This window comes from Pseudomonas sp. AF03-9 (assembly GCF_020515815.1).
GTDB lineage: Bacteria > Pseudomonadota > Gammaproteobacteria > Pseudomonadales > Pseudomonadaceae > Aquipseudomonas.
This window is the reverse complement of the sequence record NZ_JAHPJF010000014.1, coordinates 80,869-94,350: the sequence shown is the minus strand read 5'-3', so window position 1 is coordinate 94,350 and position 13,482 is coordinate 80,869. Positions and strand designations below refer to the sequence as shown.

General features: G+C 58.4%; 8 protein-coding genes. 2 read left to right on the top strand and 6 right to left on the bottom strand.

Going from position 1 to position 13,482, the window contains the following annotated elements:
- Positions 1 to 70: 70 nt before the first annotated feature.
- The 6 genes from LIY36_RS18155 to LIY36_RS18130 form a co-directional block, all read right to left on the bottom strand.
- Positions 71 to 1,468 carry an OprD family outer membrane porin gene (locus LIY36_RS18155; protein ID WP_092240692.1) on the bottom strand — a complete coding sequence of 466 codons (1,398 nt, stop codon included), beginning with the start codon at positions 1,466 to 1,468 and terminating at the stop codon, positions 71 to 73.
- Between the two features lie 168 nt (positions 1,469 to 1,636).
- The gene (locus LIY36_RS18150; RefSeq protein WP_370694907.1) at positions 1,637 to 3,181 is read right to left on the bottom strand and encodes an ABC transporter substrate-binding protein; all 1,545 of its coding nucleotides are present in this window, start codon (positions 3,179 to 3,181) and stop codon (positions 1,637 to 1,639) included.
- Between the two features lie 363 nt (positions 3,182 to 3,544).
- Entirely contained in the window at positions 3,545 to 5,173 is a 1,629-nt protein-coding gene (locus LIY36_RS18145) for an ABC transporter substrate-binding protein (RefSeq protein ID WP_226456487.1), read from the bottom strand.
- A gap of 258 nt (positions 5,174 to 5,431) precedes the next feature.
- Positions 5,432 to 7,033, bottom strand: coding sequence for an ABC transporter substrate-binding protein (locus LIY36_RS18140; protein ID WP_226456486.1), 1,602 nt, complete (start codon positions 7,031 to 7,033; stop codon positions 5,432 to 5,434).
- 96 nt (positions 7,034 to 7,129) lie between these two features.
- Positions 7,130 to 10,486 carry a dermonecrotic toxin domain-containing protein gene (locus tag LIY36_RS18135; protein ID WP_226456485.1) on the bottom strand — a complete coding sequence of 1,119 codons (3,357 nt, stop codon included), beginning with the start codon at positions 10,484 to 10,486 and terminating at the stop codon, positions 7,130 to 7,132.
- Positions 10,487 to 10,666: 180 nt separating this feature from the next.
- Positions 10,667 to 11,377: an SIMPL domain-containing protein gene (locus tag LIY36_RS18130; RefSeq protein WP_226456484.1), complete on the bottom strand. Its 711-nt coding sequence runs from the start codon at positions 11,375 to 11,377 to the stop codon at positions 10,667 to 10,669.
- 204 nt (positions 11,378 to 11,581) lie between these two features.
- On the opposite strand from LIY36_RS18130, the gene LIY36_RS18125 reads away from it, so the two are divergent.
- Positions 11,582 to 12,844 carry an ATP-binding protein gene (locus tag LIY36_RS18125; protein WP_192297707.1) on the top strand — a complete coding sequence of 421 codons (1,263 nt, stop codon included), beginning with the start codon at positions 11,582 to 11,584 and terminating at the stop codon, positions 12,842 to 12,844.
- A complete protein-coding gene (locus tag LIY36_RS18120; protein ID WP_003171731.1) occupies positions 12,837 to 13,397 on the top strand; it encodes a response regulator transcription factor in 561 nt (186 codons plus the stop codon). The genes LIY36_RS18125 and LIY36_RS18120 overlap by 8 nt, the downstream gene beginning before the upstream one ends.
- Positions 13,398 to 13,482 lie beyond the last annotated feature (85 nt).

Below are 13,482 nucleotides of genomic sequence, written 5' to 3'. Positions count from 1 at the left end.
CTGCAATCGGTGGGACCAGACAAGCGTAGACGGCAGGCTCGTCCTGAGCCTGCCGTCTACCTGGCGCTAATTAAAGAATGTTGAACGGGATGGTGGTGACCAGGCGGAACTCTTTGATGTTGCCGTCAGCTTGTTGGGCGCTGGCTCGGTGAGTCACGTAGGTGCCACGGATCGTAGTGGCCTTGAGCGGGCCGCTCTGAATTGCGTAGGAAGTACCAACGCCGTATTCCTGGTGTTTCTCGCCGTCCATCAGGCGCAGGTCGCTACGCGATGCGCCGGCTTCGCCGTAGGCGGTGCCGTTGTAGTGAGTACCGTCGATGCCCCAACCGCGAGCCGAGTACACGTTGAACTTCAGGCCTGGCACGCCGTATTCGGCCATGTTGATGGCATAGGCGATCTGGAAAGACTTCTCGTTCGGGCTGTTGAAGTCCGAAGTCAGGGAGTTTGCCAGGTAGATGCCGTTGGTTTCGTGCAGGTAGTCGAAGTACTCGTCACCGTTCACTTCCTGGTACGAGAAGGTCAGGCTGTGGGCCTGGTGGGTCAAGCCCAGGGACAACGAGTAAGTGTCGTTGTCGATGTTGCCCATCTTCTTGCTGCCGGTGTCGGTGGTCTTGTAGTAGTTCAGGCCGGTGGTCAGTGCCAGGGTTTGAGCATCACCCAGTTCGTGGGTTGCGCCGAAGTAGTACTGGTTCCAGAAGTCTTCGACGTTGGCGGCGAACACGCTGGTTTTCAGGCTCTTGAACGGCTGGTAGTTGAAGCCCAGGGTCTTGACCTTGTCGGTTTCCTGGCCATTGCCGTATTCGGAGCGGAATTTCGACAGGCTCTGCTCGGTACGCGGCGAAACGCGGTCGAAGATGCCGCCCTGGAACGACAGGTTGCTGAACTCTTCGCTGTTGAAGCTCACACCTTCAAAGCTCGAAGGCAGCGCACGATTGCCGATGGTGTCGACGATACCGGTGCTGAAGTTCTGGCGACCGGCGGTCAAGGTGGTGTTGGAAACACGGAACTTGACGTTGGCCAGGCCCAGTTTGCTCCACTGACCTACAGCGTCGCCGCCGGAATCCGCCAGGGTACGGTTGGAACCGCCGGCGATATCTTTGCGGTCGCGGTCGAGGGCGATGAAGTTGTAGGCAGCGACTTCAGTGCTGACCCCGACAGTGCCTTGGGTGAAGCCCGAGGTGTAGTTGAGGATGGTGCCCTGGGCCCAGTTGATACGGCGCGAGATCGGCGTCTTCACGCCGTCTTTGCGATAGCTGAAGCGGTCGTTGCGAAACTTCATTTCGTTCGCATACCAGTTGCGAGTGGTACCGCCCAGGCTTTGACCGTCGATAAAGCCCTTGGCCTCGCTTTGCGCGCTGGTGCCGGCCAGTGTAGTCGGCACGAAATCCTGGCTGGCGGGTTCCGCGTAGGCGGTCGCCGTGATGCTGCTGATGGCCAGGGCCAGAAGCGCTTTGCTGCTCAGTTTCATGTGTGAAGCTCCTTTGGTTCTCTTTTTTATGCCGGCCTTATCAGGTGAACCGGCTATTGGGTGTAACTCGTTCAAGCTGTTGCAAACGTTTGCCGTAGGAAATTTCCTGAAATTTGGCTGCACGTTTGCTGGAGAGCCAGTTTGGCTCTCCATCATCCGGTTATGTTTTTATGGGGTGATACTGACGCCCGAGAACACGTTGCGGCCGAAGGGGCTCACTTGGAAACCTTCGACTTTGGCGCTTAACGGCTGGTTGACCGTCGAGTGGGCGACCGGCGTGATCGGCACCTGCGCTTTAAGCAGTTGCTGCGCCTGTTTGTACAGAACAGTCCGTTGTTCGCGGTCGGTCACGACCTTGGCTTGCTTGATCAGCTTGTCGTACGCCGGGTCACACCACATGGAGTAGTTGTTCCCGCCGATGGCGTCGCAGCTGTACAGGGTGCCCAGCCAGTTGTCCGGGTCACCGTTGTCGCCGGTCCAGCCGATCAGGCTCACATCGTGCTCACCGTTCTTGGTGCGCTTGATGTATTCGCCCCACTCGTAGCTGACGATCTTCACTTTCAGGCCGATCTTGGCCCAATCGTTCTGCAGCATTTCCGCCATCAGCTTGGCGTTGGGGTTGTAGGGGCGTTGCACCGGCATCGCCCACAGGGTGATTTCGGTGCCTTCCTTCACGCCGGCAGCCTTGAGCAGTTCCTTGGCTTTTTCCGGGTTGTAGGCGGCGTCCTTGATGCTGTCGTCGTAGGACCATTGCGTCGGCGGCATGGCGTTGACCGCCAGTTGCCCCGCGCCCTGGTACACGGCGTTCAGGATGCTCTGCTTGTTCACCGCCATGTCCAGCGCCTGGCGGACTTCGAGCTGGTCGAACGGCTTGTGGCGCACGTTATAGGCGATGTAGCCGAGGTTGAAGCCGGGCTTGGTGAGCAATTGCAGGTTCGGGTCGGCCTTGAGGGCGTCGACGTCGGCCGGACGTGGGTGCAGGGTTACCTGGCATTCGCCAGCCTTGAGCTTTTGTACACGTACCGAGGCGTCAGTGTTGATGGCGAAAATCAGCTGGTCGAGCTTGACCTTGCTCGGGTCCCAGTACTGTTTGTTGGCCACATAGCGGATCTGCGAATCTTTCTGGTAACGCTGGAACACGAAGGGGCCGGTGCCGATCGGCTTCTGGTTGATGTCGCTGGGCTTGCCGGACTTGAGCAATTGTTCGGCATATTCGGCCGACAGGATCGCGGCGAAGCTCATGGCGATGTTCTGGATAAACGCGGCGTCGACCGTGTTCAACGTCATCACCACGGTGTGCGGGCCGGTTTTCTCGACCTTGGCGATGTTCTTGTTCAGGCTCATCCCGTTGAAGTACGGAAACTCGGTGGGGTAGGCCTTGCGGAACGGTTGGTCGGGGTCAAGCATGCGGTTGAAGGTGAACAGCACGTCGTCGGCGTTGAAGTCGCGCGTCGGCTTGAACTCCTTGTTACTGTGGAATTTCACCCCTTCACGCAGATGGAAGGTGTAGGTCAAACCGTCTTCGGAAATATCCCACTTGGTTGCCAGGCCCGGTACCACGTTGGTCGCGCCTTTTTCAAATTCGACCAGGCGGTTGTACAGCGGCTCGGCCGCGTCGTTGTCGGTGGCGGTGGTGTATTGCGCGGTGTCAAAGCCTGCGGGGCTGCCTTCAGAGCAGAACACCAGGCTCTTTTTCTCGGCGGCTTGGCCCATCGTGGCCACAGCCAGCAGGCTGGTGGCAAACAGTGCGGATAGAACGGTGGTATGGCGCATGACGATCCCGATCCTTGTTTGTAGTTGTCGTCAGCGTGCAATCACCCGGCCATTTACCGGCCGGGATGCATGGCTGACCCCACGCAGCAAGTGCCCATCAGATTGCAGCCTCTGCTGTCCTACGACGTTATGGGCCGTGGACTTCGCAGTAAATGCGCAAAATCTGACTGACTTTGTAGGTAACGTAGACAGGGATCGCAGTTTATTGCTGTAGGACGGCAACGAATGCGACTGTGGTCTGTTTCCTACTGTCATGGCGGATGCAATAACGGCGACGTTATGAAACGTCGCCGTTATTGATTTTTACTTGCCGCTTACGCTCACGCCGTAGAAGGAGTTCAAGCCAAACGGGCTGATCTTGAAGTCCTGCACGGTGTTGCGCATGGGTTGATACACCGTCGAGTGTGCGATAGGTGTCATCGGGACAGCATCTTTGAGGATGTGTTGCGCCTGCTTGTACAGCTCGGTGCGTTTGGCGACGTCGGACGTAGCCTTGGCTTCTTTTACGATGCCGTCGAATTTCTTGTCGCACCATTTGGAGAAGTTGTTGCCGGCCAGCGAATCGCAGCCGAACAGCACGTTCAGCCAGTTGTCCGGGTCACCATTGTCGCCGCTCCAGCCAATGATCATGGCCTGGTTCTCGCCGCCTTTGGAGCGCTTGATGTACTCGCCCCACTCGTAGCTGGTGATCTTGACCTTCAGGCCGATCTTGGACCAGTCGTTTTGCAGCATTTCAGCCATCAGCTTGGCGTTCGGGTTGTACGGACGCTGAACCGGCATGGCCCACAGCACGATCTCGGTACCTTCCTTGACGCCGGCTTCCTTGAGCAGCGCCTTGGCTTTTTCAGGATCGTACTTGGCGTCCTTGACGGTGGTGTCATAGGACCACTGGGTCGGCGGCATGGCGTTGGTGGCCAGTTGGCCGGCGCCTTGGTATACGGAGTCGATGATCTGCTGCTTGTTTACCGACATGTCCATTGCCTGGCGTACGCGCAGGTCCGCCAGTGGGTTTGGCTGGTCGCTGCCCTTGACCTTGTCCATCACGTTGTAGGCAACGTAGCCCAGGTTGAAGCCCGCCTGGTGCGGCAGTTTCAGGTCCTTGTCTTCGCCCAGCGCCTTGAGGTCGGCCGGACGTGGGAACAGGGTGACCTGGCATTCGTTTTTCTTCAGCTTCTGGATACGCACCGACGGGTCGGTGGTGATGGCGAAGATCAGGTTGTCGATCTTCACGTCTTCAGGTTTCCAGTAGTCCTTGTTGCCGGTGTAACGGATGTTCGAGTCTTTCTGGTAGCTCTTGAACACGAACGGGCCAGTGCCGACCGGCTTCTGGTTGATGTCCTGCGGCGTGCCGTTTTTCAACAGCTGCGCGGCGTATTCGGCGGACTGGATCGAGGCGAAGCTCATGGCCAGGTTCTGGATGAAAGCGGCGTCCACGGTGCCAAGGGTGAACTTGACGGTGTGGTCATCGACTTTCTCGATGTTCTTGATGTTGGTGTCCATCCCCATGTCCGTGAAGTACGGGAACTCGGTGGGGTAGGCCTTACGGAAAGGATCGTCTTTGTTGATCATCCGATTAAAGGTGAACAGTACGTCGTCAGCCGAAAATTCACGAGTTGGCTTGAAGTACGGGGTGGTGTGGAACTTGACGCCTTCGCGCAGGTGGAAGGTGTAGGTCAGGCCATCCGGGGACACGTCCCAGCTGGTGGCCAGGCCAGGAACAACGGCGGTGCCGCCGCGCTCGAACTGGCTGAGGCGGTTGAACATGGTCTCTGCCGAAGCATCGAAGTCTGTTCCGGTGGTGTACTGGCCTGGGTCAAAACCGGCCGGGCTCCCTTCGGAGCAGAACACCAGGTTAGTCGCCGCTTGGGCGAAAGGGGCTGCGGCCATAAGGCCAGCGCTAACTAAAAGCGGAAGGACTGCGTGTTTAAGCATGTTGGCCTCATGATTTGTTGTCATTTTTGGTAGTGAGGGCGACCTCGTGAGTCGACCTGCGGATACTTATGCAGGGGCCATACCCATTGCAAGACGCAGAACCGATACGAGGTTAAAAGAGTGGTACGAACGTACAGGAATGTCGCAAATATGAAAGTTCGTACATGATTTCGTACATTTCGAGGGTTTTTTCGGTGCGCCAGGCGCACCAAAAAAGACCTGGCGAGGCGTCTGGCGCACCCGCTTGGGGCGTTGCTGTTACTTATCTAGACTGACGCCGTAGAACGGCGTGAGCCCAAACGGGCTGATCTTGAAGTCGCGCACTTCCTTGCGCAGGGGTTGGAAAACCGTCGAGTTCGCAATAGGTGTTATAGGTGCTTGTTCTTTAAGTATTTTTTGCGCCTGTTGATACCACTTGATGCGCTGCTCGCGGTCACTGCTGACCTTGGCCTGCTGCACCAGCTTGTCGTAGGCCGGGTTACACCATTTGGCGTAGTTGCTGCCCTTCACTGCGGCACAACTGTAGAGCACGCCGAGCCAGTTATCCGGGTCGCCGTTGTCGCCGGTCCAGCCATAAATCATCGCGTCGTGTTCGCCGTTTTTGGCGCGCTTGATGTATTCGCCCCACTCATAGCTGACGATGTTGGCCTTGATGCCGACCTTGTCCCAATCCTGTTGGATCATTTGTGCCGACATACGCGCATTCGGGTTGGACGCGCGTTGGACCGTCATGGCCCACAGGTTGATGGTGGTGCCTGGCGCAATGCCTGCTTCTTTTAGTAGCGCCTTGGCTTTGGTGGGATCGTAGGGCGCGTCCTTGATATTCGGGTCATAAGACCACTGCGCCGGTGGCAGGGCGTTCTGCGCCAATTGCCCGGCGCTCTGGTATACGGCTTTGATGATCGCCGGCTTGTCGATGGCCATGTCCAGGGCCTGGCGCACCTTGAGTTGGTCCAGCGGCGGATGGGTCACGTTGTAGGCCAGAAAGCCCAGGTTGAAACCCGCCTGTTGCAGCACGCGCAGGTTGGGGTCCAGCTTCATCACTTCGATGTCGGACGGGCGTGGGTAGCCGCTGACCTGGCATTCGCCGGCCTTGAGCTTTTGCAGGCGCGAGGCGGCATCGGGGGTGATGGCGAACACCAGGTTGTCGAGTTTCACGTCCTCGGGTTTCCAATACTGTTTATTGGCCACGTAGCGAATCTGCGAGTCTTTCTGGTAGCGCTTAAACACGAACGGCCCGGTGCCGACGGGTTTCTGGTTGATGTCGGAGGCTGCGCCGTCTTTCAACAGTTGCGCGGCATATTCGGCGGACTGCACCGAGGCGAAACTCATGGCCAGGTTCTGCACGAACGCGGCATCGACGTTGTTCAGGTTGAAGCGCACGCTGTGCTCGTCGAGTTTTTCGACGCTCTTGATCGTGGTGTTCAAGCCCATGTCGGTGAAATACGGCGACTCGGATGGGTAGGCCTTGCGAAACGGGCTGTCGGCATCCAGCAGGCGGTTGAAGGTGAACAGCACATCATCGGCGTTGAAATCGCGGGTCGGGGTGAAGAAATCCGTGGTGTGGAACTTGACGCCATCCCGCAGGTGGAAGGTATACGTCAGGCCGTCACTGGACACGTCCCAGCTTGTGGCCAGGCCGGGTTCCACTTCGGTGCCGCCGCGCTTGAACTGGGTCAGGCGGTTGAACACGGTTTCGGCCGATGCATCGAAATCGGTGCCGCTGGTGTACTGGCTAGGGTCGAAACCGGCGGGGCTGGCTTCGGAGCAGTAGACCAGGGTGCTGGCCGCCTGGGCCATTGGCATGAAGGCCAGCAGGCCCGCGACGAGGAGGAGCGGTTTGAAGGTGATTCTTTCCATGGAGACGAGATGGCAGGCATAGATTCGCTGCCCAAACGAAAACGGCGGTCACCGAGGTTACCGCCGTTCAGTAGGACGTGATAGGGAGGAGCGCCATCAGCCTTGCGTAGGTCTAACCTCTATACGTGTCGGCGAAGAGGGGTCCAAGACATAGCCGTCACTGTCCAGTTCATTGCTGCGACGGAGGGTGAGTGTTCTGGATGCTTTTACATCCAGATCATTAAGGCGCTCAAGCTCACCATTCTGTTCATCTAGTTTGGTGACTATAAAATCGGACTTGGCCGTGACCGTGGTTGCATCGTTTGCCGGATCATAGTTGACGTAAAAATGCGGGTCACGTCCGCTTCCAAAAAACTCACCTTTGAATCGAGACGTTCTGAATTCATCCGTGGCCGCGCCGAGTGCCCATTGATTGGCAAGTTCAGATATGCGTCTTCTCAGCGCGGGGTCAGGAATAAGCTTCTCAATCGATTCGATAGCTTTTTGTTTGAGTTCATCCATTTCGGCCGTGGATAGGAATCTGCCCTTTTCCAATTCAAGCTCTCGTATTTGTTTACCGATATCAATTTCCAGTTTGATGTCACCGGGGGCTTGTATGGTGAGCTTGCTGCGGTTTAAATCTTTAAGGAACTGTTCTGTGTATTCATTGGTGCCGAACGCCGAATTGTATTCGGTAGGTGGTGGAGTGGCTAATGCGGGATTCTCTTCAGATGTCCAGGAAATTTGCGGGATGACTTCACCGTCATCGCCCACAGCAATGCCGTAAACGTAGTCGTTGCCATCAAGATTGAAGTAATTGTCCAGTTTTTCGGAGCCCTTGATTTTTGTGCCATCGACTTCAAGGAACTGATCCGATAGTTTTGGCGGTGTCCTGGGTTCCAGGCTTGGTGTTGGCGAAGGTGTACGTTTCCACCATGTACCGCCATCGGCTGGAGCTCGCGCCCACTCGCCATTGCGGCCGGGTGTTATCACTATCAGACCCGCGCCATTATTGGGATCAATGATTTTGGCGAATGAGTTCCCCGTCCTGTAGCGACCTGATATTTCAAATACCTTACTTGTGCCTGTTTCATCGGTCAGGCGCACGTATTGATGCAGCACCCCGTCGCTGTCGCTCACTCGATAGACCCCCTTCGCGTCGGCGGTGGCGTTCTTTATCAGCGCTTCGCCTTCCGGAACAGCGTATTGAGCCAAGGGAATGAGCGATTTGGATCTGGCCGCAGGCCCCGCCTCAGGGGCGGGCACAACGGGCTTACCGCTGGATGACCCCGGTTGTGGCTCTTCACCGGCATTGACGTCAGGTCGAGGCATCGGCTCCTGCGCAGCTATTTCATTCTCGGGAGGTAGAGCAAAAGGATCTTTGGGGACGGCGCTGGCGCCGGCCGAGAACAACACGTTCAGCACACCATCGAATGCCTTGGACGCACCGTCTTTGCGTTCAGCCTGGGTGTCACCGGATGATGCCTTTTCTGCTCCCAGCGCCACCTCAGCCAAGCCTGTGATGACTGCGGCAGCCGCTACCGGTGCCGCGATGGGGGCAAGCTTGGCCAGTAAGCCTGCGGCCACGGTAATGTCGTTCAGCCAAGTATCCCGGATCACCTCGCTGTTGGATTTGATCACGATGTCTGCATCGCTGCTCATACGCACCTTGCTGGCAGATGTCAGTGTGGAAAACACATCGCCCTCGATCTTTGAGTGGCTGGCACTGACGGCCGGCCCCTTCAGGCTACCGTCTGCCATTTCGCTGAGTACGGTGTCCAGACCTTTGGATTTAATCACCGAAGTCGCAAGAGCGAGTCCTGGGATCAACCCCTCAAGAATACTCTCACCCACGCCTGGCTTATGCGCATGGTCTTGTCGAGAGGCCAGCGGAAAATGAGCGGCCAAGGCCTCGCGTTTTTTAGGGTCATCGGCTTGGTTAGTGATCCACTTGTTCAACTGGTCGAGAGAATCAAATCTCAGAAACGCCGGCACGGCTCCGGGTATGTAGATGACTTGCCGACTACCGTCGTCCGCACTGAATCGCACAATATCGCTGGACGTAATCCCGTGGATGTTGAGGGCGTACGCCTTCACAACTCCGTTGGCTGGAGCCTTGGCCTTGAGCTGCTCAACGCTTAGCGGCGCGTTTTCATCGAGTGGCAGGTTGGACACGGCGCCCATAACCAAGCGGTAGTCGTCGCGCGTAAATCGATGTTCGGGAGCCTGCACCGCTTGTTCTGCCGCGGGCCTGGCCTCGGCCTCCTTCAATTGTTTGCGGGCCTGGTAGGTGAACTCTCCTTTGATGGCGGTCTCATAGCTTTCGGTATGCGTGCTCCAGAACTTGTCGATCTTCTTGTCCATTTGGCCTTGGAAATCGGTTTTCCAGCTCTCGTGCATGAGTTTGGATGGGGCCAAGGGGAATTCGTTACGGGCGCCGTATCCGCCTGTTGCACCTGCGCCGTATCCGACGGTGTATATACCGGCGTGAGCATCCAGTTCGCCTGGAATTGCGTCATGTTCGGAGAAGTTTTTCAGCAGTGCATCGGGCAGGCGCAACGACGATTTTGGCTCATCGTTGAAATGCTCGGTGCCTGAGGCGGTGGCTCCGAACATCGGTGTGTTGTAGTTGTCGAAGCGATTGAAATAGAGGGTGTCCGCGTCGACATGTTTGCCGGTCAACTTGAAAATGAGTGCCTCTGCCCACTTCTTTGCTTCTGCCCGTGTGTCAGGCAGGTTAGTCGCAACATCGACTGCCAGATGCTTGTACTCCAGCGCTTGCGGAGCACTGCTGTAGAACGTGGCTGCATTTTTTTTGTGCACCTCCAGGGCTTCCGCTGAACGGCTGCTGGCCGGGCGCACACGGTCGTCCGCCGGGATAGGGTCGAAGGCTTTTTGCTGCTCCAGATGCCTGATTTGGTCACTGGCCTTGGAACGGTTTGTAGGAAGCGCGATGCCCTGGAAGTTCGCCACCACTTTGGCGCTGACCTGTGTGTAGCCATCACCGAATCGTACGCGCAAGGCACCTTTGTTTTCGGGAGCGATCACTTTTGCAGCGGCCAGCAACGGGCCAGAAACCTGGCCCCAGCCGGAGGTGTCCGAGAGCGAAAAGGTTTTGTTCTGTGCGTCGACCCCGACGGTCAGCGTGCCCTTGAAGGGGTCGATTGAAAGCAGGGCAGAGGGATCGATCTTCTGATCGTGCATCCAGCGTTGCACAACCGGGTGTTCCACTTGGGCCCGATACAGCTCCAGCCATTGGCCCAGGGTGCTCTGGGGCGGCACCTTCACCAGACCGGCATCGTTGTGCAGTACTTTACGTTGTACCGCTGCAATGTAGGCGTTGAGCAGAGCGGTCTCGTGGGGCGACGCCGTTGTACCGGCGCCGGCCTGTGGCACCGGCGCTACGGGAGAGGGCGTGGGTAAATGGGTGGAATGTTGTTGGAGAGGCGCGGTGTAAATTGCAGAGATAGACATGAGCTGGGTTCTCGTGAGGTAGACAATATGCCTACGCAGCACTCCCTGTCGCTGCGGCACTCTCTGTGTCGGGAAAATCCTGCCGGGGATTCCAGAGAACATGCTGCGGCATATGACGACGCCCAAGAAAAAGGCGCAAACCTGCGAGGAATGCGCCGTTGTTACCGCCTGTTCGTGAAGTTATTGCAAGACTTCAATCACCCCGTCGGCACTCATGTTGACCTGGCTGGTGCCAGCCTCCACGTCCGGTGTCGGCGCCGAGTCCATCGCAGCGGCTTTCATCATCATTCCACCGCGTGCGTAGGGTTGCGGATAGCCGTTGGTGTTGAAGTTCAGGTTGACGATCTTGTAGCCCTTGCCACCCAACGCGTCGGTGGCCAGTTGCGCACGGGCCTTGAAGGCGGCGACGGCGTCCTTGAGCAATGAATCTTCGCTGGCCTTGCGCGTGGCATCGGCGATGGCGAAATCCATGCTGTCCATTTTCAGCGTGTTGAGCAGTTCGCCGGTGAGCTTGGACAGTGCCGGGAAGTCCGCGCTTTCCAGGCGTAGTTCGGCACGCTCGCGCCAGCCGGTGATCTTCTGGTTCTTGTTGTCGTAGATCGGGTAGCTGTTGCGGCTGCCCTGGCGCAGGGTCACGCCTTTGACTTCGCGCGCCTGGCCCAGGGCCTTGTTCATGGTGGTGGTGATTTCAGCGGCGAGCTTGGCCGGGTCGCTGTTCTGGGATTCGGTGTAGAGGGTCACGATCATCTTGTCGCGGGCAACTTCCTGGCTGACCTCGGCGCGCAGGGAAATCTGGTTGTAGTTCAGTGCGTCGGCGGCCAATGCAGGCACGCTGACCAGGGTGCCGACGCTGAGGGTGATGACGGCTGCGCTGCGAGTGAAACGAGACATGAGAGCTCCTTGGGATAGTCGTGTTCGATAAGACTGTAGACGGTGGCATCGGGTTCTTCGGGTTTACACATTCGCTACAAGTTGTGTGGGGCCGACGAACGGTCATTCGCCGGCCCTGCGGCAAAGAGCCACACGCGCCGTGCCAGCCGGCCGGCATCGTTTATACTCCTGCCGATCCGCCTGCAGCGCTCACCGGGAGAGCTCATGCTCGCCGCCGTAAAACTGACTTCCGCCACTCGCCAGAACCTCTGGCGCCTGACGTTCATCCGCACGCTGGTCCTGGCCGCACAGGCCGGCTCCGTTGGGCTTGCCTATTGGTTCGACCTGTTGCCACTGCCGTGGCTGCAACTGGGTGTGACTCTGGGTTTTTCCACCGTGCTGTGCGTGTTTACCGCGATCCGCCTGCGCACCACGTGGCCGGTGACCGAGTTGGAATATGCGCTGCAATTGGCCTGCGACCTGTTTATCCACAGTGTGTTGCTGTATTTCTCCGGCGGTTCCACCAATCCGTTCGTTTCGTATTACCTGGTGCCGTTGACCATCGCCGCCGTGACGTTGCCGTGGCGCTATTCGGTGGTGCTGTCGGGCATCGCCCTGACCCTCTACACCTTGTTGCTGGCGCGCTTCTATCCGCTGCAGACCTTTCCCATTGCCCGGGAAAACCTGCAGATCTACGGGATGTGGTTGAGTTTTGCCCTGTCCGCCGCGGTCATCACCTTTTTCGCTGCGCGCATGGCCGAAGAGTTGCGCCGCCAGGAACAGCTGCGCGCCATTCGGCGGGAAGAAGGCCTGCGCGATCAGCAACTGCTGGCCGTGGCCACCCAGGCCGCCGGTGCGGCGCATGAGTTGGGTACGCCGCTGGCGACCATGAGCGTACTGCTCAAGGAAATCATTCAAGACCACCACGACCCTGCCCTGCAGGAAGACCTCGGGGTGTTGCAGGAGCAGGTCAAGCAATGCAAGCAGACCTTGCAGCAACTGGTGCGCGCCGCCGAAGCCAATCGCCGCCTGGCGGTGGAGATGCAGGACGTGACCCAGTGGCTCGACGAAGCCTTGAACCGCTGGCACCTGATGCGCCCCGAAGCCAGTTACCGCTTCCACCTGCTTGGGCAAGGCACCGTCCCGCGCATGGCGCCGCCGCCCGACCTGACCCAGGCGTTGCTCAACCTGTTGAACAATGCCGCTGACGCCTGCCCCGAAGGCCTGGGCGTGCAGTTGGACTGGGATGCGGAACACGTGACCATCAATATTCGTGACCACGGCGCGGGCGTGCCGTTGGCCATTGCCGAGCAGATCGGCAAACCATTCTTTACCACCAAGGGCAAAGGCTTCGGCCTCGGCCTGTTTTTGAGCAAGGCCAGCGTGACCCGCGCGGGCGGCTCAGTGAAGCTCTATAGTCATGAGGAAGGTGGCACGCTCACCGAGCTGCGCCTGCCCCGTGTCGCACGAGGAGATATCGATGAGTGACGAGATCCAAGTCGAAGGCGAAGAACTGCCGCACCTGTTGCTGGTAGATGACGACGCCACCTTTACCCGCGTGATGGCACGCGCCATGAGCCGTCGCGGTTTCCGCGTGAGCACCGCCGGTTCCGCCGAAGAAGGCCTGACCATCGCCCAGGCCGACCTGCCGGACTACGCCGCGCTCGACCTGAAAATGGACGGCGATTCCGGCCTGGTGCTGTTGCCCAAGCTGCTGGAGCTCGACCCGGAAATGCGCGTGGTGATCCTCACCGGCTACTCCAGCATTGCCACCGCCGTCGAGGCGATCAAGCGCGGCGCGTGCAACTACCTGTGCAAACCGGCGGACGCCGACGACGTGCTGGCCGCCTTGCTTTCCGAGCATGCCGACCTCGACACCCTGGTGCCGGAAAACCCGATGTCGGTGGACCGCTTGCAGTGGGAACACATCCAGCGGGTGTTGACCGAGCACGAAGGCAACATCTCCGCCACTGCCCGCGCCCTGGGCATGCACCGTCGGACCTTGCAGCGCAAACTGCAAAAGCGTCCGGTACGCCGCTGAACGAAGTCTGAACAACCCGCTTCAGGCCGCACGGAGCCCTGAACCGATCGTCTATGATCGGTTCAAACGTCTGTTACATTTCCTT

Excerpts from the sequence above, each read along its gene's own strand:
- LIY36_RS18150 (WP_370694907.1), bottom strand. The coding sequence starts at position 3,181 with ATGGGCCAAGCCGCCGAGAAAAAGAGCCTGGTGTTCTGCTCTGAAGGC.
- LIY36_RS18155 (WP_092240692.1), bottom strand. The coding sequence starts at position 1,468 with ATGAAACTGAGCAGCAAAGCGCTTCTGGCCCTGGCCATCAGCAGCATC.
- LIY36_RS18130 (WP_226456484.1), bottom strand. The coding sequence starts at position 11,377 with ATGTCTCGTTTCACTCGCAGCGCAGCCGTCATCACCCTCAGCGTCGGC.
- LIY36_RS18145 (WP_226456487.1), bottom strand. The coding sequence starts at position 5,173 with ATGCTTAAACACGCAGTCCTTCCGCTTTTAGTTAGCGCTGGCCTTATG.
- LIY36_RS18135 (WP_226456485.1), bottom strand. The coding sequence starts at position 10,486 with ATGTCTATCTCTGCAATTTACACCGCGCCTCTCCAACAACATTCCACC.
- LIY36_RS18120 (WP_003171731.1), top strand. The coding sequence starts at position 12,837 with ATGAGTGACGAGATCCAAGTCGAAGGCGAAGAACTGCCGCACCTGTTG.
- LIY36_RS18125 (WP_192297707.1), top strand. The coding sequence starts at position 11,582 with ATGCTCGCCGCCGTAAAACTGACTTCCGCCACTCGCCAGAACCTCTGG.
- LIY36_RS18140 (WP_226456486.1), bottom strand. The coding sequence starts at position 7,033 with ATGGAAAGAATCACCTTCAAACCGCTCCTCCTCGTCGCGGGCCTGCTG.